The 23,870-nt window shown below is 69.5% G+C and carries 26 protein-coding genes and 4 tRNA genes; 8 read left to right on the top strand and 22 right to left on the bottom strand.

Annotated elements, in window-relative coordinates:
• Positions 1 to 31: 31 nt before the first annotated feature.
• From secF to pdxS, 9 genes are all read right to left on the bottom strand, one after another.
• The gene (secF, locus tag IFR11_RS02500; RefSeq protein WP_055837316.1) at positions 32 to 1,018 is read right to left on the bottom strand and encodes a protein translocase subunit SecF; all 987 of its coding nucleotides are present in this window, start codon (positions 1,016 to 1,018) and stop codon (positions 32 to 34) included.
• A complete protein-coding gene (gene secD, locus IFR11_RS02495) occupies positions 1,018 to 2,724 on the bottom strand; it encodes a protein translocase subunit SecD (protein WP_191915100.1) in 1,707 nt (568 codons plus the stop codon). The genes secF and secD overlap by 1 nt, the downstream gene beginning before the upstream one ends.
• Before the next feature lie 50 nt (positions 2,725 to 2,774).
• Complete coding sequence (locus IFR11_RS02490) at positions 2,775 to 3,251, bottom strand: preprotein translocase subunit YajC (RefSeq protein ID WP_070407992.1); 477 nt, start codon at positions 3,249 to 3,251, stop codon at positions 2,775 to 2,777.
• Positions 3,252 to 3,331: 80 nt separating this feature from the next.
• Complete coding sequence (ruvB, locus tag IFR11_RS02485) at positions 3,332 to 4,378, bottom strand: Holliday junction branch migration DNA helicase RuvB (protein WP_055837305.1); 1,047 nt, start codon at positions 4,376 to 4,378, stop codon at positions 3,332 to 3,334.
• A complete protein-coding gene (gene ruvA, locus IFR11_RS02480) occupies positions 4,371 to 4,991 on the bottom strand; it encodes a Holliday junction branch migration protein RuvA (protein ID WP_055837302.1) in 621 nt (206 codons plus the stop codon). Before ruvA ends, ruvB begins: the two co-directional genes overlap by 8 nt.
• Before the next feature lie 9 nt (positions 4,992 to 5,000).
• Positions 5,001 to 5,603 carry a crossover junction endodeoxyribonuclease RuvC gene (gene ruvC, locus IFR11_RS02475; RefSeq protein WP_055940465.1) on the bottom strand — a complete coding sequence of 201 codons (603 nt, stop codon included), beginning with the start codon at positions 5,601 to 5,603 and terminating at the stop codon, positions 5,001 to 5,003.
• Positions 5,604 to 5,651: 48 nt separating this feature from the next.
• Positions 5,652 to 6,410: a YebC/PmpR family DNA-binding transcriptional regulator gene (locus IFR11_RS02470; protein WP_055837296.1), complete on the bottom strand. Its 759-nt coding sequence runs from the start codon at positions 6,408 to 6,410 to the stop codon at positions 5,652 to 5,654.
• Positions 6,411 to 6,420: 10 nt separating this feature from the next.
• Entirely contained in the window at positions 6,421 to 7,038 is a 618-nt protein-coding gene (gene pdxT, locus IFR11_RS02465) for a pyridoxal 5'-phosphate synthase glutaminase subunit PdxT (RefSeq protein WP_191915099.1), read from the bottom strand.
• Positions 7,028 to 7,912: a pyridoxal 5'-phosphate synthase lyase subunit PdxS gene (gene pdxS, locus IFR11_RS02460; protein WP_055837293.1), complete on the bottom strand. Its 885-nt coding sequence runs from the start codon at positions 7,910 to 7,912 to the stop codon at positions 7,028 to 7,030. The genes pdxT and pdxS overlap by 11 nt, the downstream gene beginning before the upstream one ends.
• 96 nt (positions 7,913 to 8,008) lie before the next feature.
• Between pdxS and IFR11_RS02455 the strand changes: the two genes are divergently transcribed.
• Together IFR11_RS02455 and pdxY are read left to right on the top strand one after the other, a co-directional pair.
• Entirely contained in the window at positions 8,009 to 9,364 is a 1,356-nt protein-coding gene (locus IFR11_RS02455) for an aminotransferase class I/II-fold pyridoxal phosphate-dependent enzyme (protein WP_191915098.1), read from the top strand.
• The gene (gene pdxY, locus IFR11_RS02450) at positions 9,361 to 10,215 is read left to right on the top strand and encodes a pyridoxal kinase PdxY (protein WP_055837287.1); all 855 of its coding nucleotides are present in this window, start codon (positions 9,361 to 9,363) and stop codon (positions 10,213 to 10,215) included. The genes IFR11_RS02455 and pdxY overlap by 4 nt, the downstream gene beginning before the upstream one ends.
• Before the next feature lie 68 nt (positions 10,216 to 10,283).
• On the opposite strand, the gene IFR11_RS02445 is transcribed toward pdxY, so the two are convergent.
• The 3 genes from IFR11_RS02445 to thrS are packed head-to-tail and all read right to left on the bottom strand — an operon-like array spanning position 10,284 to position 13,500.
• A complete protein-coding gene (locus IFR11_RS02445) occupies positions 10,284 to 10,895 on the bottom strand; it encodes a hypothetical protein (RefSeq protein WP_191915097.1) in 612 nt (203 codons plus the stop codon).
• Positions 10,896 to 10,951: 56 nt separating this feature from the next.
• Positions 10,952 to 11,518, bottom strand: coding sequence for an HIT domain-containing protein (locus IFR11_RS02440; protein WP_191915096.1), 567 nt, complete (start codon positions 11,516 to 11,518; stop codon positions 10,952 to 10,954).
• A complete protein-coding gene (gene thrS / locus IFR11_RS02435) occupies positions 11,515 to 13,500 on the bottom strand; it encodes a threonine--tRNA ligase (RefSeq protein WP_191915095.1) in 1,986 nt (661 codons plus the stop codon). The genes IFR11_RS02440 and thrS overlap by 4 nt, the downstream gene beginning before the upstream one ends.
• Before the next feature lie 82 nt (positions 13,501 to 13,582).
• Between thrS and IFR11_RS02430 the strand changes: the two genes are divergently transcribed.
• Complete coding sequence (locus IFR11_RS02430; RefSeq protein ID WP_191915094.1) at positions 13,583 to 14,734, top strand: SLC13 family permease; 1,152 nt, start codon at positions 13,583 to 13,585, stop codon at positions 14,732 to 14,734.
• Positions 14,735 to 14,737: 3 nt separating this feature from the next.
• On the opposite strand, the gene IFR11_RS02425 is transcribed toward IFR11_RS02430, so the two are convergent.
• The 3 genes from IFR11_RS02425 to IFR11_RS02415 form a co-directional block, all read right to left on the bottom strand.
• A complete protein-coding gene (locus IFR11_RS02425) occupies positions 14,738 to 15,130 on the bottom strand; it encodes a TIGR03618 family F420-dependent PPOX class oxidoreductase (protein WP_055837276.1) in 393 nt (130 codons plus the stop codon).
• Positions 15,131 to 15,169: 39 nt separating this feature from the next.
• Positions 15,170 to 15,553, bottom strand: a complete 384-nt coding sequence (locus IFR11_RS02420; protein WP_055940258.1) for a DUF7882 family protein — start codon at positions 15,551 to 15,553, stop codon at positions 15,170 to 15,172.
• Between the two features lie 198 nt (positions 15,554 to 15,751).
• Positions 15,752 to 16,159 carry a PPOX class F420-dependent oxidoreductase gene (locus IFR11_RS02415; RefSeq protein WP_070409789.1) on the bottom strand — a complete coding sequence of 136 codons (408 nt, stop codon included), beginning with the start codon at positions 16,157 to 16,159 and terminating at the stop codon, positions 15,752 to 15,754.
• Between the two features lie 150 nt (positions 16,160 to 16,309).
• Between IFR11_RS02415 and IFR11_RS02410 the strand changes: the two genes are divergently transcribed.
• Positions 16,310 to 16,492 (top strand): hypothetical protein, encoded by a 183-nt coding sequence (locus IFR11_RS02410; RefSeq protein WP_156458880.1) that lies wholly within the window; start codon positions 16,310 to 16,312, stop codon positions 16,490 to 16,492.
• A gap of 423 nt (positions 16,493 to 16,915) precedes the next feature.
• Positions 16,916 to 17,125: a hypothetical protein gene (locus tag IFR11_RS02405; RefSeq protein ID WP_055940262.1), complete on the top strand. Its 210-nt coding sequence runs from the start codon at positions 16,916 to 16,918 to the stop codon at positions 17,123 to 17,125.
• Positions 17,126 to 17,275: 150 nt separating this feature from the next.
• Here IFR11_RS02405 and IFR11_RS02400 read toward each other — a convergent pair.
• The 3 genes from IFR11_RS02400 to IFR11_RS02390 all read right to left on the bottom strand — a co-directional run bounded on the left by IFR11_RS02400 (position 17,276) and on the right by IFR11_RS02390 (position 17,581).
• Positions 17,276 to 17,347, bottom strand: a tRNA-Val gene (locus IFR11_RS02400).
• A gap of 26 nt (positions 17,348 to 17,373) precedes the next feature.
• Positions 17,374 to 17,444: transfer RNA gene (locus tag IFR11_RS02395), tRNA-Cys, on the bottom strand.
• A 65-nt stretch (positions 17,445 to 17,509) separates the two neighbouring features.
• Positions 17,510 to 17,581: transfer RNA gene (locus IFR11_RS02390), tRNA-Gly, on the bottom strand.
• A 163-nt stretch (positions 17,582 to 17,744) separates the two neighbouring features.
• Between IFR11_RS02390 and IFR11_RS02385 the strand changes: the two genes are divergently transcribed.
• Positions 17,745 to 17,817, top strand: a tRNA-Val gene (locus IFR11_RS02385).
• Positions 17,818 to 17,994: 177 nt separating this feature from the next.
• On the opposite strand, the gene IFR11_RS02380 is transcribed toward IFR11_RS02385, so the two are convergent.
• The 3 genes from IFR11_RS02380 to zapE form a co-directional block, all read right to left on the bottom strand.
• Positions 17,995 to 18,537, bottom strand: a complete 543-nt coding sequence (locus IFR11_RS02380) for a type II toxin-antitoxin system PemK/MazF family toxin (RefSeq protein ID WP_191915093.1) — start codon at positions 18,535 to 18,537, stop codon at positions 17,995 to 17,997.
• A gap of 72 nt (positions 18,538 to 18,609) precedes the next feature.
• Positions 18,610 to 19,884, bottom strand: a complete 1,275-nt coding sequence (locus IFR11_RS02375) for an ammonium transporter (RefSeq protein ID WP_055837263.1) — start codon at positions 19,882 to 19,884, stop codon at positions 18,610 to 18,612.
• 166 nt (positions 19,885 to 20,050) lie between these two features.
• Positions 20,051 to 21,088 (bottom strand): cell division protein ZapE, encoded by a 1,038-nt coding sequence (gene zapE, locus IFR11_RS02370; protein ID WP_191915092.1) that lies wholly within the window; start codon positions 21,086 to 21,088, stop codon positions 20,051 to 20,053.
• 120 nt (positions 21,089 to 21,208) lie between these two features.
• On the opposite strand from zapE, the gene IFR11_RS02365 reads away from it, so the two are divergent.
• Positions 21,209 to 22,111 (top strand): sulfurtransferase, encoded by a 903-nt coding sequence (locus IFR11_RS02365; protein WP_055837257.1) that lies wholly within the window; start codon positions 21,209 to 21,211, stop codon positions 22,109 to 22,111.
• A 34-nt stretch (positions 22,112 to 22,145) separates the two neighbouring features.
• Complete coding sequence (locus tag IFR11_RS02360; protein ID WP_181015961.1) at positions 22,146 to 22,586, top strand: SufE family protein; 441 nt, start codon at positions 22,146 to 22,148, stop codon at positions 22,584 to 22,586.
• Between the two features lie 42 nt (positions 22,587 to 22,628).
• On the opposite strand, the gene IFR11_RS02355 is transcribed toward IFR11_RS02360, so the two are convergent.
• On the bottom strand, positions 22,629 to 23,846 hold the full coding sequence (locus tag IFR11_RS02355; protein WP_191915091.1) for an alpha/beta hydrolase family protein: 1,218 nt from the start codon (positions 23,844 to 23,846) through the stop codon (positions 22,629 to 22,631).
• Positions 23,847 to 23,870 lie beyond the last annotated feature (24 nt).

Here is a 23,870-nt window from a genome sequence, read left to right as displayed (position 1 = left end):
AGTCTACGCCCCGCGGGGCGGGGCCCCGGCGTCAGGCCGGGACGCCCGCCTTCTCGCGTGCGGCCACGACGCGGGCATCGCGCTCGGCGATCGGCTTCTCTTTCTCACGCAGGAGGGCATACATCGGAACGGCGACGAACAGCGTCGAGTACGCCGCGACGATCGTGCCGACGAAGATCGACAGCGAGATGTCGCTCAGGGTGCGCGCGCCCAGCGGAACTCCGATGAAGAGGATGGCGCCGACGGGGAGAATGGCGACCACCGTGGTGTTGATCGATCGGATCAACGTCTGGTTCGCGGCGAGGTTGACCGACTCCGCGAACGTGCGGCCGGAGATCTCGCCGTCATCCCGGGTGTTCTCTCTCACCTTGTCGAAGACGACGGTGGTGTCGTACAGCGCGTACGAGAGGATCGTCAGGAAGCCGATGACGGCGGCCGGCGAGATCTCGAAGCCGAAGAGCGCGTACACGCCGATCGTGATGACGAGCACGTCGACGAGGCCGATGATGGCGGCGACCGACATCTTCCACGTGCGGAAGTACAGCGCGAGGATGAGGAAGGTCAGCGCGAGGAAGATCGACAGACCCCAGAGCGACTGGCGCGTGACGTCGTTGCCCCAGGTGGGTCCGATGAACGAGTTCGTGATCTCGGACGCATCGACGCCGTAGGCGGAGGCCAGGGCTGCGGCCACCGCCTGGGTCTCGTCGTTGTCCATCTGGTCGGTCTGCACGCGCACGGCTTGGTCGCTGATGGTGCTGACGCGCGTACTCGCACCGGGCACGACCGAGGTCACGGCGTCGGTGGCGAGCGACTGGTCGAACGAGGCCGGGTTCGACACCGTGAACTGCGAGCCGCCGGTGAACTCGATCGAGAACTGCACCGGGCGGATGAGCGGCACGAGGGCCGCGCCGATCACCAGCACGGCGGCGATGATGAACCAGAGGCGACGGCGCTGAACGAACGGGAACGAGGTCTTCCCGGAGTAGAGGTCGTTGCCGAGCTGCGTCATGGAGCGCATCAGACGTCTCCCTCTTTCGTCGAGCGGCTATCGCTGCGCGCGGCGGCGAGCTCGGCCTGCTTGCGTTCGGCGATCGTCTGGCGGCGCTGGGCCTCACCGCGCGAGCGCTTCGCACGGCCGGCGTCGGCGACGGGAGCACGGAACTCGGCGCGGCCGCGGTAGACGGCACCCAGCGCGTGCGGGTCCATTCCCGACAGGGGGTGTCCCGACCCGAAGAACCGGGTACGTGCCAACAACTGCATCACGGGGTGGGTGAACAGGATGAAGATCAGGATGTCGATCGCGGTGGTGAGCCCCAGCGTGAACGCGAAGCCCTTCACCGTGGAGTCGGCCAGGATGTACAGCACGACGGCGGCGAGGATGTTGATCGACTTCGAGATGTAGATGGTGCGCTTGGCGCGCGACCATCCGTCTTCGACGGCGGCCGTGATCGACTTTCCGTCGCGCAACTCGTCGCGGATGCGTTCGAAGTAGACGATGAACGAGTCGGCCGTGAAGCCGATCGTCACGATCAGACCGGCCACACCGGCGAGCGACAGGCGGAAGCCGGCCCGCCACGCCAGGATGCACAGGGCGAGATAGGTCAGCACTGCCATCACGCCCAGCGAGGCGATGATCACCGTGCCGAGGGCCCGGTACACGATCAGGGAGTAGATCGCGACGAGCCCTAGACCGATCAGACCGGCGATGAAGCCCACCTGGAGCTGCTGCGAACCCAGGGTCGCCGACACGGTGTCGGAGCTGACCACCTGGAAGCTCAGGGGCAGGGCGCCGTACTTGAGCTGGTCGGCGAGGGCCTTCGACGACTCCTGCGTGAAGCTTCCCGTGATGCTCGGGCGGCCGTCGACGATGATGCCGTTCATCGACGGGGCCGACAGCACGCTGCCGTCGAGCACGAAGGCGAACTGGTTGAGCGGGGCCTGAGCGCCGTAGAGGCGCTGGCTGATCTCGGCGAAGGTCTGCGTGCCCTGGTCGTTGAAGACGAGGTTCACGGCCCACTGGCCGGTGTTATGCTCCTGGCCGTTGGTGGCGTTGGAGATGTCGGTGCCGTCGAGCTCGACGGGACCGAGGATGTACTTGGTCGAGTCGCCCTGACCGCACGTGATCATGGGCTGGTCGGCGGGAGCCTGCGCGGGGTTGCTCGGCGGGTTCGCGCAGTCGTACGAGAGGAACTGCGCCTGCAGCGCCGGGGTGATCCACGCGGGGTCGCTGCCGTTGGTGGGCGACGCGGTCGGGGTCGCGGGCAGCGACGGGTCGGGTGTCGGGTACGGCGTGGTGTTGCCGTCCTGGCCGACGAACGTCGTGGCCGGCGAGCCGGTGAACAGCACCGGGCGCAGCTGCAGCTGAGCCGAGCTCTGGATCCGCTCGCGGGTGGCCTCGTCGGCCTCGCCCGGGATCTGCACGACGATGTTGCGGCCGCCCTCGGTGGCCACGTCGGCCTCACTCACGCCCGAGGCGTCGACGCGCTGGCGGATGATCGAGACGGCCTGCTGCAGCTGTTCGCTGTCGGGGTTGGCCCCGTCGGTGGTCTGGGCCTGCAGGATGATCTGCGTGCCGCCCTGGAGGTCGAGCGCGAGCTCGGGGGTCCAGGAACTTGCGGAGAAGGCGTACACGCCCAGCGCGTTGATGCCGAAGAGCACGCCGGTGATGGCGAGCAATCCGGTCAACACGCGCCAGGCATGACGGACAGGAGTCGAGGGCGCCACGGAGTCGGCTTTCTGTGCGGCGGTGAACGAGGAAGGGGCCGGTGAGGGCGTCAGACCTGCGGGCGGTCCTTGTCGGCGCGCTCGGCGTCGGTGAGGCCGGCCTCGGTGTGCTCGTCGTGACGCGCGGCGCGGCGGTCGTCGCTGATCGAGGTGATGTCGCCGTCGGCGACCCCGGCGACGTACTCGGCCTCGGCCTCTTCGGCCTCGATGAAGTCGTCTTCGGTCACGAAGCCCTCGGCCGGGTTGACGATGCGGAGCACGGCCTGGCTGTGCACCTTGATCACGACGCCGGGAGCGATCTCGACGTGCGCGGGCTTGTCGAGGTCTTCACCGTCGTACTCGACGATGGTGCCGTACAGGCCGCCCTGCAGAAGGACCTCGGCGCCGGGAACGGTCTCGCGCGCCTTCTGCTCGATGTCGGCCTTCTGCTTCTTCATCCGACGGCGCGAGCTGTAGAACATGAAGACCAGCAGGCCGATGAGCAGGATGATGATGCCGTAATCGGCGAAGAACCGGGCGATATCCATCGAGGCGGTGCACCTTTCAATTCAGGCGCGCCGTGCGGCACTGCCTAGCGGGGGTCGGGGAATCCCTCGCCGAGTATAGGTCATGACCCCTGGCTGAACCGGAGGACGCCGTCGGGGTGGGGAGCGCCGAGGTGGTCGTACGCCTCGGGGGTGGCCACGCGTCCGCGGGGCGTACGCCCCATGAAACCGATGCGCACGAGGTACGGCTCGACCACCGACTCGATGGTTTCGGGCTCCTCGCCGACGGCGACGGCGAGGGTGCTCAGCCCCACCGGTCCCCCGCGGAAGCGGCGGACGAGCGCGTCGAGCACCGCGCGGTCCAGGCGGTCGAGTCCGATGGCATCCACGTCGTACAGGTCGAGGGCGGCGCCCACCGTCCGCACGTCGGCGTCTCCCTCGGCGGCGCCGTCGGAGGGGCCGTACACGACGAGGTAGTCCCGCACGCGGCGCAGAAGGCGGTTGGCGATGCGGGGCGTCCCGCGCGAGCGACGGGCGATCTCGGACCGAGAGGTGCCGGGCAGGCCCACGTCGAGCATGGATGCCGATCGGGACACGACCCGCTCGAGCTCCTCGGGTTCGTAGTACTCCAAGTGCGCGGTGAAACCGAAGCGGTCGCGGAGGGGGTTGGGGAGGAGCCCCGCGCGTGTCGTCGCCCCGACGAGGGTGAAGGGGGCGAGATCGAGCGGGATGCTCGTCGCGCCCGCGCCCTTGCCGACCATGATGTCGATGCGGAAGTCCTCCATCGCGAGGTACAGCATCTCTTCGGCCGAGCGCGCCATGCGATGGATCTCGTCGATGAAGAGCACTTCGCCGGGGGTGAGCGACGACAGCAGGGCCGCCAGGTCTCCCGCGTGCTGGATCGCCGGTCCGCTCGACAGACGCAGCGGGCGTCCGCTCTCGTGCGCGACGATCATGGCGAGCGTCGTCTTGCCGAGACCCGGGGGGCCCGACAGCAGGATGTGATCGGGCGAGCGCTGCTGGATGCGGGCGGCGTCGAGCAGCAGTTGCAGCTGCCCGCGCACCTTCTGCTGGCCGACGAACTCGGCGAGCGAGGTGGGGCGCAGGGCGCCCTCGATCGCGAGCTCGATCTCGTCGTCGGGCGTGCCGGCGTCGCGCACGTCAGCCACTCACCGGCTCCTTGCGCGCGGGGCCGAGCAGGGCGAGGGTGAGGCGCAACAGCGCCTGCACCGACGCGCGGTCGGCCTCGGAGGCGTTCTCGGCGACGGATGCCACGGCTTCGGCGGCGGTCCGCTCCGTCCAGCCCAGACCGATGAGCGCCTGCGTCACCTGCGCGGGCACGGCGCCGCGGACCGAGGCGACCGCGGGGGCGGCGGCGGCGACCACGGCGAGCTTGCCGGCGAGCTGCACGACGATGAGCTTCGCGGTCTTCGGGCCGATGCCCGACACGCGACGGAACGGGGCGTCGTCGTCGTCGGCGACCGCCTGCGCGATCTGCGGCACAGTGAGCGACGACAGCACGCCGAGCGCCGACTTGGGACCCACCCCGGTGACGCCGATCAGCTGGGTGAACACCGTCAGCTCCTCGCGGGACTCGAAGCCGAACAGCGAGAGCGCGTCTTCACGCACGATGAGGTTCGTGTGCAGGTGCACGTCGTCGCCGATGTGCACGGTGCGGGCGAGCTGGGAGGTCACGGCCACCGAGAAGCCGACGCCGCCGACCACGATGACCAGTGAATCGTCGGCGACGTGGGCCGCCGAACCGTGCAGCGAGGAGATCATCTTCCGAGCCTAGGGCGCGGTTCGTACATGTGTTCGAGCGACACGCGTGGGGGGCGTGCGTCGCTTCTCGGCGTCGCGCCAGGCGCGCTGCGCGGGGGTGAGTGCCGAGTCGTCCGAGGGGGATGCCGCTCCCCCGCGCCACGCGTGGCAGAGAGCGATCGCCAGGGCATCGGCGGCATCGGCGGGCTGTGGCAGGGCGTCCAGGCGCAGCACGCGGGCGACCATCGTCTGCACCTGCAGCTTGTCGGCGGCGCCGTACCCCGTGACCGCGGCCTTCACCTCGCTGGGGGTGTGGGTGGCTGCCGGGATGCCGTGCTCGGCGGCCAGCAGCAGGGCGATGCCGCTGGCCTGGGCGGTGCCCATGACCGAGTGGCGGTTGTTCTGTGCGAAGACGCGCTCGACGGCGACGACGTGAGGATCGTGCGCGTGCAGCACCTCGCGGATCCCCGCGGCGATGGCCGCCAGGCGCTTCTCGATCGGATCGGTCGGCGCGGACCGCACGACGCCCACATGCACGAGCGACGCCGTACGGGTGGGCGAGACGTCGACGACGCCGATGCCGCAGCGGGTCAGGCCGGGGTCGATACCGAGGACGCGGAGGGAACGGGACACGGCCCCCACGCTAAGCGCAGGAGCCGTGTCGCAAACGAGGGCGCGCCCTTACTCGTCGTTCTCGAGCTCGGCCTGCACCTCGGCGCTGAGGTCGAAGTTCGTGTAGACGTTCTGCACGTCGTCGCTGTCTTCGAGCGCGTCGATGAGGCGGAACACCTTGCGGGCGGTGTCGGCGTCGACCTCGACCTTGAGCGAGGGGACGAACTCGACGTCGGCCGAGTCGTACTCGATCCCGGCGTCCTGCAGGGCGCTTCGTACCGACACGAGGTCGCTCGCCTCGGTGATGACGCCGAAGCCTTCGCCGTGGGGCTCGACCTCTTCGGCGCCGGCCTCGAGCACGGCGAGCATGACGTCGTCTTCGCTCGTGCCCTCGGAGGGAACGACGATGACGCCCTTACGAGCGAAGTTGTAGGCGACGCTGCCCGGGTCGGCGAGGGTGCCGCCGTTACGACTGAGGGCGGTGCGCACCTCGGCCGCGGCGCGGTTCTTGTTGTCGGTCAGACACTCGATCAGGAACGCCACGCCGTTGGGTCCGTAGCCTTCGTACAGGATCGAGGCGTACTCGACGGCCTCACCGCCGATCCCGGCGCCGCGCTTGATCGCACGGTCGATGTTGTCTTTGGGGACCGAGGTCTTCTTGGCCTTCAGCACCGCGTCGAACAGCGTCGGGTTGCCCTGCATGTCGGCCCCACCGAGCTTCGCCGCGACCTCGATGTTCTTGATGAGCTTGGCCCACGACTTGGCGCGGCGGGAGTCGATGACCGCCTTCTTGTGCTTGGTCGTGGCCCATTTGGAGTGTCCGGACATGCGTTCCAGTCTAGAGCGCGGGCGCGCCCGCACCGCGTCGGGCGCGAACGCGATCCAGGAAGCGACGGTGGAAGCGCAGCTCCCCGGTCGACTCCGGGTGAAAGGCGGTGCCCAGGAGCGAGCCCTGTTCGATCGCGACGACGCGTCCGTTGGGAAGCGAGGCAAGGGGTTCGGCATCCGGACCCCACTCGACGACCGCGGGGGCGCGGATGAAGACGGCGTGCACGGGAGGGGCGCCGAGGGCGGGGACCTCGAGGTCGGTCTCGAACGAGGCGGTCTGGCTGCCGAAGACGTTGCGCGCGACGCGGGCGTCGAGCCCGCCGAAGGTCTGCTGACCCTCGATCGCGCCGTCGAGGCGATCGGCGAGCAGGATGAGGCCCGCGCACGTGCCGTACATCGGCATGCCGTCGGAGATCGCCGCGCGGATCGGCGCCTGCATCCCGAACGTGCGGGCCAGCTTGTCGATGACGCTGGACTCGCCGCCGGGAAGGACGAGTCCCTCCACCGCGGCGAGCTCCTCGGGCCGACGCACCGGACGGGCGTCGGCGCCCAGGGCCGTCAGCGCGGCGAGGTGCTCCCGCACGTCGCCTTGCAGGGCGAGGACGCCGACGCGGGGACTACCAGCCACGCTCGGAGAGTCGGTGCGGGGCGGCCAGATCCGACACGTTGATGCCGACCATCGCCTCGCCGAGCCCGCGCGACGCCTCGGCGACGATCTTGGGGTCGTCGTGGAAGGTGGTGGCCTTGACGATGGCCGCGGCGCGCTGGGCGGGGTTGCCCGACTTGAAGATGCCGGAGCCCACGAAGACGCCGTCGGCGCCGAGCTGCATCATCATGGCGGCGTCGGCCGGGGTGGCCACGCCCCCGGCGGTGAAGAGCACGACGGGCAGCTTTCCGGTCTCGGCGATCTCGGCGACGAGGTCGTAGGGGGCCTGCAGCTCCTTGGCGGCGACGTACAGCTCGTCCTTGGTCTTGGCGCGCAGGGCGTTGATCTCGCCGCGGATGGTGCGGATGTGCTTGGTCGCCTCCGAGACGTCGCCGGTGCCGGCCTCGCCCTTCGAGCGGATCATCGCGGCACCCTCGGTGATGCGGCGGAGCGCCTCGCCCAGGTTGGTGGCGCCGCAGACGAACGGCACGGTGAAGTCGTACTTGTCGATGTGGTTCACGTAGTCGGCGGGCGAGAGCACCTCGGACTCGTCGATGTAGTCGACCCCGAGCTCCTGCAGGATCTGCGCCTCGACGAAGTGGCCGATGCGGGCCTTGGCCATGACGGGAATCGACACCGACGCGATGATGTCGTCGATCAGGTCGGGATCGCTCATGCGCGCCACGCCGCCCTGGGCCCGGATGTCGGCGGGCACGCGCTCGAGCGCCATGACGGCGACGGCGCCGGCGTCTTCGGCGATACGGGCCTGGTCGGCCGTGACGACGTCCATGATGACGCCGCCCTTGAGCATCTCGGCGAGACCGCGCTTGACGCGGGAGGTTCCGGTGTCGGTCATGTCCACTCCGTTCCGCGCTTCGGGGCGCGTTCATTGACTTAGGCCAAAACGTAGCATGGCTCAGGACATAGGCTGGACGCCGACCCAGGGGGGCGTATGACCATCGACATGACCGGCCGGTCGGCATCCGGAATCGCCGCGGACCTGCGCACGCGCATCGAGCGCGGGGAGCTCGCCCCCGGCACCCTGCTGCCATCGGTGCGGGCCGTGGCCGCCGACCTCGGGGTCAACCGCAACACCGTCGTCGCCGCCTACCGTCAGCTCGCGCAAGCCGGCCTCGTCGAGGCGCGTGGCCGCGGCGGCACGCGTATCGCCGACCGCGCCGCCGTCGCTCAAGAGGGGTACGCGCCCGACACCGTGCTGCGCGACGTCGGCACGGGAAACCCCGACCCCGGGCGCATCCCCGACCCCACCGCGGCCCTCGCGCGCTCGACCCGACCCGTGCTGTACGGCGAACCGGTCATCGACCCGGGCCTCGAGGCCTGGGCGCGCGAGTGGATGGCGGATCAGCTCCCCCACGACGAACTGCGCATCACCGTCACCAGCGGTGCGAGCGACGCGATCGAACGCCTGCTGGCCCAGTCCCTGCAGCGCGACGACGCCGTCGCCCTCGAAGACCCCTGTTTCCTCTCGGCGTTGCACACCGTGCGCACCGGCGGGTATCGCGCGGTGCCCGTGGCGGTGGATGCCGAGGGCATGACCGTGGAGGGGCTCCGCGTCGCACTCGAGGCGGGGGTGCGCGCGGTGATCTGCACGCCTCGCGCGCACAACCCCACGGGGGCCAGCCTCACCGCGGAGCGCGCGGCGGCCCTCCGTGCGGTGCTCGCCGAGCATCCGTACGTGCTCGTCATCGAGGACGACCACTTCTCGCTGCTGTCGCGGGCGGCACTGCATTCGGTGATCGGCCCGGGTCAGCGCCGGTGGGCGCGTATCCGGTCGATGTCGAAGTTCCTCGGACCCGACACGTGCCTGGCGGTCACGGCATCCGACGTCGACACCGCCGACGGCCTCGCCGTGCGCCTGACCCCCGGCACCACCTGGGTCAGCCACCTGCTGCAGCGCATGACCCTCGCGCTCGTCACCGACGAGGCCGTGCGCGCCGGCATCGAACGGGCGGCGGCGCACTATGCGCACCGCAACGCGGCCTTCGCCGAAGCGCTGAGTGCGCGCGGGCTGGCGGTGAGCCCGGGCGACGGCCTGAACCTCTGGGTTCCGCTCCCCGTTCCCGCAGCCGCCGTGCGCGAGGAGCTCATGCGGCGCGGCTGGCTCGTGCGCGAGGGCGATCCGTTCTTCCTCGCGCCCGAGCACGCGGGATCGTTCCTGCGTCTGACCGTGCACGACCTCGACGCGGACTCGGCCGACTCCCTCGCCGACGACATCGCGATCGCCGCGGGCACACTGTCGGCGGGCGTGCTCCCCGCGCGGGCGCGAAGTGGGAGGATCGAGGCATGAAGGTGCTTTCGATCCAGTCGGCCGTCGCGTACGGGCACGTCGGCAATTCCGCCGCCGTCTTCCCCCTGCAGCGCATCGGCGTCGAGGTCCTGCCGGTCTACACGGTCAACTTCTCGAACCACACCGGATACGGCGCGTGGCGCGGCCCCCTCATCGCGCCCGACGACGTGGCCGCGGTGATCGCCGGCATCGAGGACCGCGGGGTGTTCCCCGAGATCGACGTGGTGCTCTCGGGTTACCAGGGCGGCGAGGGCATCGCCGACGTCATCATCGACACCGTCGCGCGGGTCAAGCGGGCGAATCCGGATGCCGTGTACGCCTGCGACCCCGTCATGGGCAACGCCAAGTCGGGCTGCTTCGTGGCACCGGCCATCCCCGAGCTGCTGCGCGAGCGCGTGGTGCCCGTCGCCGACATCCTCACCCCCAATCAGTTCGAGCTCGGTTTCCTCACCGGCACCGAGCCCGGCAGCATCGACTCGACGCTGGACTCGGCCGACGCACTGCGCGACCGCGGTCCGCGCACGATCCTCGTCACCAGCGTCGAGCGCCCCGACCGCGAAGCCGACACGATCGAGATGATGGTCGTCGACGACAACGGCGCGTGGATCGTGCAGACCCCGCTCATCCCGATGAAGGCCAACGGCTCGGGCGACGTCACGGCCGCCCTCTTCACCGCGCATTACCGCCGCAGCGGCGGCGACGCGGCCGACGCGCTCGCGCGCACGGCGTCGAGCGTCTTCGACCTGCTCACCAACACCTACGAGTCGGGCTCGCGCGAGCTGCGTCTCATCGAGTCGCAGGAGGCGTACGCGCACCCGCGCCTGCAGTTCTCGGTGCGCCAGGTGCGCTGAGCAGCCCCCGCAGCGCGATCGCCCGCGCGGCGCGGTCCGGTCGGTCGCTTCGGCGTCGGCGGGAGGCGTCAGCCTCCGTAGACCTCGAGGTATGCCGCCTGCCACGCGGGGGCGTCGTCGGGGCAGAGGAACGAAGTTCCGAAGATCATGACGCTGGCGACGTTGCGCTCGCCCGCGGCCCGCGTCGCGGCGTCGGTGTCTTTCGGCAGGATCGCGCCGAACAGCGGAGACGTGTCGACGTGGGTCTGCAGGGTGGTCGCATCGACTTCGTGCGCGCTGAGGATGGCGGTCTCGCACGCGTCGGCCGCCAAGGCGAGCGTGATGCTCTCGTCTTGCGGCGACCAGGAAGCCCCCTGTCCCTCGACGTACGCGCGCTGCTCGGCGATGAACTGCTTCTGCGCGGGCGTCACCGCGACCAGGGGCGTACCGTCCATCGGCAGTTGCTGGGCGCGGAAGAACTCCTCGCGTTCGGCGAACGCGTCGCCCAGCTCGTCGGCGTCGGTGTCGTCGTCGGGTGCCGCGGACGACGACCCATCGGTCGGCGACTCCTCGGTGGTCGGCCCGGGAGTGGCGACGCTCTCGGCATCTCGCGGGCTCGGGAGCGGGATGCAGGCGGTCGCGCCCAGCAGCACTCCGACGAGCGTCAGCGACAGAACGAGAGGGCGGAGGCGAAGGTCCATCCGCCCACGCTAGTCACTGCGCGACGTGTGCGCCGACGGGGTGTGGATGAATCCGCTCAGGCGTTCCAGGCCTCGGCCACCGTGCGGCGCACGTCTCCCAGAAGCTGCGGGAGCGCCTTCGTCTTGGCGATGATCGGGAAGAAGTTCGCGTCGGACGCCCAGCGCGGAACGATGTGCTGGTGCAGGTGCCCGTCGACTCCGGCGCCGGCGATGGCGCCCTGATTCATCCCCAGGTTGAAGCCGTCGCAGTTCGACACCGCGCGCAGCACGCGCATGCCCCGCTGGGTGAGCGCGCCGATCTCGGCGACCTCTTCGTCGGTCGCCTGGTCGTACGTGGCGATGTGACGGTACGGGCACACCAGCAGGTGGCCCGAGTTGTACGGGAAGAGGTTGAGCAGCACGTACGCGGTCGTGCCGCGCGCGACGATGAGCCCGTCTTCGTCGGACTTCTCGGGCGCCGCGCAGAACGGGCAGTTCTTCTCCATGGGCTCGCGGCCCGCCGAGATGTACGCCATGCGGTGCGGCGTCCACAGTCGCTGGAACTCGTCGGGCACCCCCGCGAGATCCGCGGCGTCGACGATCGACGGCTCGGCCGCCGCCCCGGCATCCGGATCGTGCGTCACGCCAGATCCTCGGCGGTGTTCACGAGCGTGCGGCCCGCGATCGCGCCGGTGATGCGGGCGACGGCCTCGGCGACGGGAACACCGTTGAGCTGGGTGCCGTCACGGAAGCGGAACGAGACCGTGCCGGCGGCGCGGTCCTGCTCGCCGGCGATCAGCATGAGCGGCACCTTGTGGGTGGTGTGCGTGCGGATCTTCTTCTGCATGCGGTCGTCGCTGTGGTCGGCCTCGGCGCGAACGCCCTTCGACTTCAGATCGGCGACGATCTCGGCCAGGTAGTCGCCGTACTCGGCCGCGACGGGAACCGCCACGACCTGCACCGGTGCGAGCCACACCGGGAACGCACCCGCGTAGTGCTCGAGCAGGATCGCGAAGAAGCGCTCGACCGAGCCGAAGAGGGCGCGGTGGATCATCACGGGGCGGTGCTTCTCGCCGTCGGGACCGGTGTACTCGAGCTCGAAGCGCTCGGGCTGGTTGAAGTCGAGCTGGATCGTCGACATCTGCCAGGTGCGACCGATGGCATCGCGCGCCTGCACCGAGATCTTGGGCCCGTAGAACGCCGCCCCGCCCGGGTCGGGCACGAGCTCGAGTCCCGAGGCCTCGGCGACCTCGCGCAGCGTCTCGGTCGCCTCGACCCAGAGCGCGTCGTCCCCGATGAACTTCGGGTTGCCGTCTTCTTTCGTCGACAGCTCCAGGTAGAAGTCATTGAGGCCGTAGTCGCGCAGGGTCTGCAGCACGAAGTCGAGGCTGTGGGTCAGCTCTCCCTTCACCTGCTCGGCGGTGACGTAGATGTGCGTGTCGTCCTGGGTCATGCCGCGCACGCGCGTGAGGCCCGCGAGGGTGCCGCTCTTCTCGTAGCGGTAGACCGATCCGAACTCGCTCAGGCGAAGCGGCAGCTCGCGGTAGCTGCGGCCGCGCGAGCGGAAGATGAGGTTGTGGAACGGGCAGTTCATCGGCTTGAGGTAGTACGCCTGACCCTCGCGCGAGACGTGACCGTCGGCATCCAGCACCTCGTCGAGCACCATCGGGGGGTACATGCCGTCGGCGTACCACTGCAGGTGACCGCTCGTCATGAACAGGTCGCCCTTGGTGATGTGGGGGGTGTTCACGACGTCGTAGCCGTTGGCGAGCAGGCGCTCGCGCATGTACCGCTCGATCTCGTAGCGGATGATGCCGCCCTTGGGGTGGAACACCGCCAGCCCCGGGCCGATCTCGTCGGGGAACGAGAACAGGTCGAGTTCCTTGCCGAGCTTGCGGTGGTCGCGCTTGGCGGCCTCTTCGAGGCGGTGCTGGTACGCGCGCAGCTCGTCTTTCGTGGGCCACGCGGTGCCGTAGATGCGCTGCAGCTGCGGGTTCTTCTCGCTGCCGCGCCAGTACGCACCGGCGATGCGGGTGAGGTCCCAGCCGTTGCCGATCAGGCGGGTACCGGGAACGTGGGGTCCGCGGCACAGGTCTTTCCACGCGGTCTCGCCGTCGCGGGTGACGTTGTCGTAGATCGTCAGCTCGCCCGCGCCGACCTCGACCGAGGCGCCCTCTGCGGCTTCGGCGGAACCGCCCTTGAGTCCGATGAGCTCGAGCTTGAACGGCTCGTCGGCGAGTTCGGCCCGCGCCTCGTCGTCGGTGACGACGCGGCGCACGAACCGCTGGTTCTCGCGGACGATGCGCTCCATCTCTTTCTTGACGACCTTGAGGTCCTCGGGAGTGAAGGGCTCGTCGACCTGGAAGTCGTAGTAGAAGCCGTCGGTGACCGGGGGGCCGATACCGAGGTTGGCCTGGGGCTTGACACGCTGGACCGCCTGCGCGAGCACGTGCGCGGTGGAGTGGCGCAGGATCGAGAGTCCGTCGGCGCTGTCGATCGTGACCGGCTCCACCTGGTCGTCGGCCGTCACGGTCGTGGCCAGGTCTTTCAGTTCCCCGTTGACGCGCAGAGCGACGACCGAACGGTCGGGGAAGAGGGCGAAGCCATCGGCGGGGAAATCAGTCACAGAACATCTCCTGAAGGGGTCGTTTCCAGGCTACCCGGCGGGCGTGGTCTCGACCGCACCCGACGTGCCCCATAGTGGAGCGGTGACTCTGGCCATCATCGGCGGCGTGCTGTGGATCCTCGGGATCATCGCGTTGCTCACCGGCATCTTCCCCGCCGACGACGCCCTCGCCGTCGCCGATCGCGTGTGGCCGATCCTGCTCTTCGTCGTCGCGGTCACCGTCGTCGCCGAGCTGGCGTCGAAAGCGGGCCTGTTCGACGTCGTCGCCGCGCGCCTGGCCCGGATCGCCCGGGGACGCACGGCGCTGCTGTGGGTGCTGGTCATGGCCCTCGCGACGGTGGCGACGGCCTTCCTGTCGCTCGACACCACCGCGGTGCTGCTGACGCCGGTCGTGGTCTCGATGGCGGTGGCGCGCAAGCTCGATCCGCTGCCCTTCGCGTTCGTGACCGTGGTGCTGGCCAACACCGCCTCGCTGGTGCTGCCGGTGTCGAACCTCACCAACCTGCTGGCATCCGAGGCTCTCGGCGGTGGGCACGACCCGGTCGCGTTCCTCGCTCTGCTCGGACCCTCGGCGTTCATCGCCATCGCGGTGTCGGTCGTCGTGCTGACGCTGGTGTTCCTGCGTCGCCTGCCCAAGACGTACCCGGATGCCGCCTCCCCCACCGTCTCGGATCCCGTGCTGCTGCGCGTGTCGGGGGTGGTGACCCTCGCCCTGCTGCCGCTGCTCGTGATCGGTCTCGAGCCGTGGATGCCGGCCGTCGGCGCTGCCGTCGTGCTCATCGCAGTGTTCGCGTGGCGGGCGCCCCGGACTCTCGGCATCCGGCTGGTGCCGTGGTCGCTTCTCGTGTTCGCGGGCGGTCTGTTCCTGGCGGTGGGCGCGCTGGAAGCCCTGGGGATCGGGCGGATCACCTCGGTGCTCGCCGGAACGGGCGACGACCTCGTCTCGCTCTGGCAGCTCGCCGGGGTGGGGGCGCTGGCGGCGAACGGCATCAACAACCTGCCGGGCTACCTGGCGCTCGAGTCGGTCGCCGGGTCGCCCGTGCGGTTGGCGGCCCTGCTCGTGGGTGTCAACGCGGGACCGATCGTCACGCCCTGGGCGTCGCTGGCGACCCTTCTCTGGCACGACCGGTTGGTCGCAGCGGGCGTCGAGGTGCGCTGGAGCCGCTTCGTGCTCCTCGGCGCGGTGATCGCGCCGATCATCCTCGTCCTCGGCGTGCTGCCGCTGGCGTTCTGAACGTCAGCTCTCGTACGCGCGCGCCCACGACTTGCGGGGCTCGATGAACCACACCGCCAGTCCCTCGCGCATCTCATACGGTGCGCCCGTGTACAGCGTGGAGATGCGGTCGACGTACGGCAGGGCTGCGTCGCCGTCGATGCGTCCCCCCGCTTCACCGCGCACGAACGCCATCGCGTAGGCGTTGTCGGCGCCCGTCACCGAGATCGCCACGCGGGGGTCGCGGAGCAGGTTGCGGTCCTTCAGCGTGTCCACCTCGGTGAAGATCATGAGGCGATCGCCGTCGACGCCCACCCACAGCGGGACGGAGTGCGGGGACCCGTCGCGCATGAGGGTGGCGAGGTGCGCGATCGCGTCGGTTTCGAAGTAGGGCTTGGCGTCGGTCCAGTCGCTCATGCCCGTCTCAACCGTCGCCGTCGGGTGGGCTATTCCCGTTCAAGGTTTCGTGAACGCAGGATGCTGGTCGTTCGGCACCTCGCGGAAGACCATCTCATCGCGCGGAGCGCTGTCGCGCGGCGTGAACTCGTCGGGTTCGGGGATGACGTAGAGGCCGCGGCCGGAGTTGGCGTTGTGGGTCAGCGCGTGCAGCCAGGCCGAGCTCAGCTGCGGAGTGCGGCTGCCGTGATACTTGAACACCAGCGAGACGTTCGGGTGGATGTAGACCGTCGTCCGCCCGCCCCCGGTGCTGATGTCGTCCTTCCAGGTGAACGGAAAGCTTTCCCCGCGACGTACCTTGGCCATGATCACGGCCTGCAAGTGGGCGAGGAGACGGTCCTCGAAATCGACCTTGATGTTGCTGTCGTAAATGAACTTGCCCATGATGCCCTCGAGGATCGAAGCCCGGGGCCGCGCATTCCTCGGCGAGAATGTCGAACGCGGTGGCCGGGGGGTGTCGACCGGTTCTTCACCACTAACGTCTCGCGAATGCCCGGGAGTCGAAAACCCCCTTGCGTCGTCGTGCGGTTTCCGGCTAGGCCGTGACGTTGCGCGGCCTTCTCGCCGATCCGCGCTCCGTGCTCAGCGCGAGATGCGGATGATGACGCGGTCGCCGGGCTTGCGCTGGACCCGGCGCACGAGGGCTTCGAATCCGAGGATCAGCCGGTACTGCAGACGATACTTGCGGCGCAGGGCCGCGTCGGCGTGCGCGTCGTCGGTCGCGGCCGCAGCGATGCGGCCGTGCGCCTCGACCGTAATGGCATCCGGCTCCACCGCTCCCATCCGACTGCAGGGGCGCAGGGTCACCCGCTGGTCGTTGCGCAGGCGCTTCACCTTGCCCGTGTTGCGCTCGCTCGTCACGACGAGCTCGTCGCCGTCGCGGGCGACCCACACCGGAACCGCGACGAGGGCGCCGTTCTTGCGATAGGTGCCGAGGGAGACGAACGGGGATGCCGCGATCTCGCGCCAGAGGGTGTCGGGAACGGTCATGTCGCCCACGGTACTGCGCGGTCCCCGCGCACTCACCGGGGTTGCGCTCGTCGATGAGTGTTCCCGGACCGATCGCGCGCGCCCTGTGCACTTCGCGCACAGGTTATGGGAGCGCTTCCATGGCGTAGACGAACGCTCTACGGTGAGGACATGGGGAGCTATGTGGTGCCGCGCGTGGGGGCTGTCGTGGTGTCGCTGCACACCCATGAGTTCGGACTGTCGAACGACTCCGTGACCCTGCTGACGGCGGTGCGGCGCCCCGGCGGCCAATCGGTCGACACCGTCGCGCACGAACGCGTCGCGCAGTACCTGGAGAGCATCGGGGTGCTCTGATCCCGACGTCGAGCGACCGGGACGTGCAACCTCAAGGTCGGCTGAAGAGAACCTCAAGGTGGGCGCAAGTCTGCCCGCTACCCGTCCCCCACTTGGGGGACATGCCCTAGCGTCAGAACGTTCCCGCCGTCAGGCACTTCACCAGCCCCCCTTACTGGCGGCGGGAACTATTCCCCCCTCGCCCAGATCCGCCGTGCGCCCCGCGCGCCGTGTGTCATCGCGCGACACGCAGCGACGGAGCGAGAGGGGTCCGTGTCCCCCATTTGGGGGACAATCGTGTAGCCTCGTCAAGGCTCCCGCCCCGCCCCCTCGGCACCCCCCTGCCTGGGGCGGGAGTCTCCACCTCGGATTCCCGGGTGCGCCGGTGGGATATCCCCCTCCCGGCGGAGGTCGCCGTCGATGGCCCTGCCTATCGTGGGGCTCATGACGGACAAGAAGGACACTCCCCCGCAGATCGCCGGGTGGCTCTTCCTCGCGGCGATCCTCGCCTTCGCCTCGTCGTCTCTCTTCGACGGGGAGGGGCTGTGGCGGTGGAACGTGGTGGTGCTCGGTTTCGCGTTCATCATCATCGGTTGCGTGCGCCTCGGCGTCGAGCTGGGCGCCCGTCGTCGGCGCAAGCCGCCGGAGGCGTGAAACCGGCTCGAAGCGGGTCGCTCCCCCACGGCACGGTGCCGGCACTCGTCGACGGGATGCCGATCTCCGGCGAATCGCGATCGTCGAGTGCGCCGTGTCGTAACGCAAAAAACCCCCGGAAGTCCGGGGGTTTTCGACGATACTGAGCTGTGCGCGATACTGGGATCGAACCAGTGACCTCTTCCGTGTCAGGGAAGCGCGCTACCGCTGCGCCAATCGCGCCTATACAGGCTGTTCTGTTATGAGCGAGGTGGCGACGGGATTCGAACCCGTGTAAACGGCTTTGCAGGCCGGTGCCTAGCCGCTCGGCCACGCCACCGTGTGTGGTTCGACCCACGTGTCGTGATCTTCCGTCGGTTTCCCTGACGAAGACCTCTTCACTCGAGCGGATGACGAGATTCGAACTCGCGACCCTCACCTTGGCAAGGTGATGCGCTACCACTGCGCTACATCCGCATTTCGTTCCCGGGGCTTGCCCCGAGCACTCGTAAGACATTACCTGATCTGAGCGCCGGCGCAAAACGGGGCGCGCCCCGCGCGTGTCTCCTTCTGCTGCGCGGCCTATGGTTCGGAGCACTCCTCGGCATCCGGTACGATCGATGAGTCCCGTACGAGATGCGGGCGATTGGCGCAGTTGGTAGCGCGCTTCCTTCACACGGAAGAGGTCGTCGGTTCGAGTCCGGCATCGCCCACCGAAAGCCCCCGGTCCGCCGGGGGCTTCGTCGTTTCTCCGGCGATGTCGCGCATGGGCGGTGCCCGCGAGCACCGTCGGCGGTCCCCTGCGGCCACGGCCGGCGAACCGCTCCGGGTCTATCCCGTCGTGGGGTTCCTCACCTCGACGGCCCCGATGATCGGCGCCGAAGCGGGCGTCAGCCGCGCCGCCAGCCGTACCGCGTTGTCAGCGCCGCCGCGACCGTGTCGAACCGACGACGGTCTAGCGCCGCCTCGCGTCGCATGCCTGCGTCGGGCACCAGGTACACCTGCTCGATGTCGAGCCAGGAGGGCCGGCCCTGCGGGTCCCAGTCCCCCGTACCCAGCGCCAGGTACTGGCGGTCGCCGTCGTGCGGCTTGCTCGTCAGACGGACGGCGTAGGAGTGGGTGGCATCCGCGCGACCGATCACGAGGACGGGGCGGTCCTTGCCCCGACCGTCGCGTTCCTCGTAGGGCACCCACGTCCAGATGACCTCGCCACCGTCGGGGGCGTTGTCGAGTTCGGGGGCGTACGAGACCGTCAGACGCCGTGGCGGCTCGATCTCGACGGTCTGGGCGCCGGCGGGCGCAGACGACGTCGCAGCGGGCTGTGAAGGCCGTACGGGAGCGGTGCTGCGGCGATCGCCCCGCGACGTCGGCACGGTCGTCGACGGACGCAGGATGCCCAACAGGGCAGAGAGCAGGCGAGACGTGGTTCCCATACCCACACCCTAGGCACGCAGAACGGGGCGCCACCGACGAATCGGTGACGCCCCGTTCGGGGTGAGGCGGTATCAGCCGCGCACGTCCGAGAGCACGTAGCCCTCTTCACCGTGCACGACGGTGTCGATGCCGGCGATCTCGTCTTCGTTCTTCACGCGGAAGCCGATCGTCTTCTCGATCGCGAGACCGATGACGAAGGCGAGCACGAAGGAGTACACCAGCACCGCAAGGGCGGCGATCGCCTGAACGACCAGCTGGTTGAACGAGCCGCTGTAGATGAGGCCGGTGTTGTTGGCGAAGATGCCGAGGTACAGCGTTCCGATCAGACCACCGACGAGGTGGATGCCGACCACATCGAGCGAGTCGTCGAAGCCGAGCTTGAACTTCAGCTCGATCGCCAGGGCGCAGACGGCACCGGCGACAAGGCCGAGCACGATGGCCCAGACGGGCGTCAAAGCGGCACACGCCGGGGTGATGGCGACGAGACCCGCGACGGCACCCGAGGCGGCGCCGACCGAGGTGGGCTTGCCGTCCTTGATCTTCTCGACGATCAGCCAGGCGAGAAGAGCGGCGGCAGGGGCGGCGATCGTGTTGACGAAGGCCAGGGCGGCGGTGCCGTCAGCGGCGAGCTCGGAGCCCGCGTTGAAACCGAACCAGCCGAACCACAGCAGACCCGCGCCCAGCAGCACGAACGGCGGGTTGTGGGGGACGTGGGCGCCCTTCTGGAAGCCGACGCGCTTGCCGAGCACGATCGCCAGGGCGAGGGCTGCGGCACCGGCGTTGATGTGCACCGCGGTTCCACCGGCGAAGTCGATCGCCCCGACGCCGAACACGTCCTGAAGGCCCTTGGTGATCCAGCCGCCGTACGAGAACGAGCCGTCCTCGGCCAGGCCGAAGTTGAAGACCCAGCTGGCGACGGGGAAGTAGACGACCGTGGCCCAGATGCCGGCGAAGATCATCCACGCACCGAACTTGGCACGGTCGGCGATGGCGCCCGACACGAGCGCGACGGTGATGATCGCGAAGGTCGCCTGGAAGGCGACGAAGGCGAGCGGCGGGTAAGCGGCGCCCTCGGGGGTCTCGAGCACGCCCGTGAGGCCGAGTTCGTTGAAGTCGAGCATCCAGGGGAAGTTGGTGACCCCGGAGTCGGTTGCGGGGAACGCGATGGCGTATCCGTAGAGGACCCAGAGGACCCCCATCAGACCCATTGCGCCGAAGCTCATCATCATCATGCTGATGACGCTCTTGGCCTTGACGAGGCCGCCGTAGAAGAACGCGAGTCCTGGCGTCATCAGCAGCACGAGGGCGGCTGCTATCAGGATGAATGCGGTGTTGCCTTGATCCATCTCGGAGGGAACCTCTCTGCAGGGACGCAGGTGCAGCGTCGGGTCCCCTCAGTGTCGTCAGCCCGGGTTACCGTCGTCGTTCGCCTCGTGTTACCGGCGGGTTACAGCAGGCCCGCCCCGGTAAACATCACGTTTCGTCGGGCCGAGAGGCGGTGATGAGAGAGCCTCAGGAGTGCGTGAGCGCGACCAGGCGCGAGACGGCGCGCAGGTACTTCTTGCGGTAGCCGCCCCCGAGCATCTCTTCGCCGAACACCGTGTTGAGCGGCACGCCGGTGGCCCGGATGGGGATCTGCGCGTCGTACGCGCGGTCGATGAAGGCGACCAGTCTCAGCGCGGCCGACTGATCGTGCAGCACCTCGACGTCCCGCAGGCCGATGGTGTCGACACCGTCGATGAGGCGGATGAAGCGCGAGGGGTGCACGCGGGCGAGGTGGGCGACGAGGTCCGAGAACGCGTCGTCGGATGCCACTCCCCCGGCCGCCGCGGCATCGATCGCCGCACGGTAGTCGTCGTCCGACAGCACCTTGGCGGAGCCGTCGATGGCGCGCTGGCGGAAGTCGGTGCCGTCGATGCGGATCGTGCGGAAGCTGTCGGACATGGACTGGATCTCGCGCAAGAAGTCCTGGGCGGCGAACCGGCCCTCGCCCAGGGCGTTGGGCGGGGTGTTGGAGGTGGCGGCCAACCGGGTGCCGGATGCCACGAGCTCACCGAGAAGTCGCGTCATCACCATCGTGTCGCCCGGGTCGTCGAGCTCGAACTCGTCGATGCACAGCAGGTCGGATCCGCGGAACAGCTCGACGGCCTTGGCGTAGCCGAGCACGCCGACCAGGGCGGTGTACTCGATGAAGGAGCCGAAGTACTTCCGGCGCGCGGGCATGGCGTGGTAGATCGATGCGAGCAGGTGGGTCTTTCCGACGCCGAAGCCGCCGTCGACATAGACGCCGGGTTTGACGGCCGGAGCCTTCTCGGCGCGGCGGAAGAACCCGCCCTTCTTGGCCGGAGCCGACTGCTTGCCGGCGAACGCCTGCAGCAACTCCTTCGACTCCTGCTGCGACGGGTACGCGTCGTCTGCCCGGTACGACTCGAACGTCGCGCCGTCGAACTGCGGGGGCGGTACCAGGGCGTTCACCATCTCGGCACCCGTGACCGCGGGCTCGCGGTCGCCGAGGTGGATGAGGCCGGTCGTCGCGGGCGTAGAAGTCATGGTCGTCCTGTGTCCGAGTCTTACGAGAGGGGTGCTGGCCCCGACACAGCAGATCTAGGGTCGGAGGTGCGGTGTCCACCCTATGCCGCCGCATCCGACACCCCGACCGAGGAGACGCCCGTGACCGTCGAGTTCGACACCACCTCCCCCAAATTCGCCGACTACGCCGAGCCGGGCCGGCTCGTCACCGGCGATTGGCTTCAGGAACGCCTCGGTCAGCCGGGCCTGGTCGTCGTCGAATCCGATGAAGACGTGCTCCTCTACGAGGTCGGTCACATCCCGGGCGCGGTCAAGGTCGACTGGCACACCGAGCTGAACGACCCCGTCGTGCGCGACTACGTCGACGGAGAGGGCTTCGCGGAGCTGCTGAGCCGCAAGGGCATCTCGCGCGACGACACCGTCATCATCTACGGCGACAAGAACAACTGGTGGGCCGCGTACGCCCTGTGGGTGTTCTCGCTCTTCGGCCATGAAGACGTGCGCCTGCTCGACGGCGGACGCGACAAGTGGATCGGCGAGGGGCGTCCGGTCACGACCGACAAGACGGTCGTCGAGCCCACCGACTACCCCGTGGTCGAGCGCGACGACTCCCTCCTGCGCGCATACAAAGACGACGTGCTCGCGCACCTCGGCAACCCGCTCATCGATGTGCGCTCCCCCGAGGAGTACTCCGGCGAGCGCACCACCGCGCCCGCCTATCCCGAAGAGGGCGCGCTGCGCGCAGGACACATCCCGAGCGCCCAGAGCGTGCCGTGGAGCAAGGCGGTCGCCGAGGACGGCGGGTTCAAGTCGCGCGCGGAGCTGGATGCCATCTACCGCGACGGAGCCGGACTGGCCGACGGCGACAAGATCGTGGCGTACTGCCGCATCGGCGAGCGCTCGAGCCACACCTGGTTCGTGCTGAAGCACCTGCTCGGCTTCGAGGACGTGCGCAACTACGACGGATCGTGGACCGAGTGGGGCAGCGCCGTGCGCGTGCCGATCGTCGCGGGGTCGGAGCCGGGCGAGGTGCCCGCGCGCTGAGCGCGGTCGTCGCGGGCGTGGGAAGATGACGGAGATGTCCGACAACGCCCTCCCCGCCCGCCTCGCCGAGATCCGCGAGGAGTTCCTCGAGCTCGACGAGCCCGACCGGTTGCAGTTGCTGCTGGAGTTCTCGCAGGAGCTGCCGGCGGTGCCGGCCGAGTACGCCGACCACCCCGAGATGCGTGAACGCGTCGTCGAGTGCCAGTCGCCGGTGTACATCATCGTCACGGTCGACGCCGAGGATCGCGTCGCGATGCACGCGACCGCTCCCGCCGAGGCGCCGACCACGCGCGGGTTCGCGAGCATCCTGTCGCAGGGGCTCACCGGGCTGAGCGCCGACGAGATGCTGGCCGTGCCCGACGACTTCCCGCAGAGCATCGGGTTGACGCGCGCGGTGAGTCCGCTGCGCATCGCGGGGATGACGGGCATGCTCATGCGCGCGAAGCGTCAGGTGCGCGCGAAGCGCGCCGGCTGAGACCCGCCGCACGCGTGCGCTCGGCGAGGGCGCGGGAGGTGTTCAGCCCTCGGGATCGCCGACCGCGAGGCCCTGGGCGCGCACCCACGAGCGGATGGCATCCGTCCACCGCATCTCGTCGTAGTTCCACAGCTTCGTGTGGCGCGCCACCTCGAAGGTCTCCATGGTGACGAGGTCGGGCCGCGCGGCGGCCAGGGCGTGCGAGGCGTCGGCGGGGACGAACCCGTCGTCGTCGCTGTGCAGCAGGAGCACCGGATGCCGCAACTCGGCCGCCCGCGCGACTCCATCGAGGCGGTCGAGCGGAATGGGTTCGCCGCTGCCGAGCAGGGCGGCGCCCCAGGTCGACCCGATGAGGTGCTGGGCGAGGCCGAACACCGGTGCGGGCAGGCGCATCAGACGCCCCTGATAGGCGAGGACGGTGCGCCAGTCCACGACGGGCGAGTCGAGCACGAGACCGGCGATGATGTCGCCGTGCGGCGAGTCGAACGCCGCCTGCAGGGCCAGGGCTCCGCCCATCGACCAGCCCATCACGATGACGCGGCGCGCGCCGTGCGCGCGGGCGTACCCGATCGCGGCATCCAGGTCGTGCCACTCGGTCGCCCCCAGCGCGTACGTGCCGGTGGCGCTCGGCGCGGCCTCGCCGTCGTTGCGGTACGACACGACCAGGCTCGTGATGCCGAGGTCGTGGAAGACGGGGACGGCCCGCAGCGTCTCGGCGCGCGTCGTGCCGCGCCCGTGCACCTGGATGACCCACACGTCGGTGTCGGCGGGCGCCGGGAACTCCCAGGCGGGGCAGGCGCCGATCAGGGTGTCGATCGTCACGGAACGCACGGGGAGGTGCAGGTCTTCCGGCTGGTCGTAGTACCAGCCGCTGAACGCGGCCTCGGGCGCTAGGTCGCCGTCGGCGGGCACGTGCGTCAGCAGCTTGCGGGTGACGGTCGTCGCGTCGCTGCCGACGATGGACCCCACCCGCAGGTAGTCGACGCTCCCCACGGTGAAGAGGCCGTACCGGCCGGGCAATTCGGTGTCGGGGGTGCGGTCGAGGGTGATCGTCTGCGCCGCCGCGTCGACCGAGGCGATGCGCACGTTCGGAACCCGACCGGCGGGCGTGACCACGGTGCGGGCGACGCGCAGCGACACGGCGGCCAGGGCGGCAGAAGACACCCCGAGAGCGAGGGAGAGGGAGGACAGGGCGAGGCGCACACCGGCGACCGTGCGCCGCGATGCGCGCGGACGCGCGGCGCGCCTGGGAGCGTTCATCGTGGCCTCACTCTAGTCTGTGGC

It is taken from the genome of Microbacterium sp. CFBP 8801 (genome assembly GCF_014839455.1).
GTDB lineage: Bacteria > Actinomycetota > Actinomycetes > Actinomycetales > Microbacteriaceae > Microbacterium.
The sequence above is the reverse complement of the archived record's forward strand: the minus strand, read 5'-3'. Positions and strand labels throughout refer to the sequence as shown.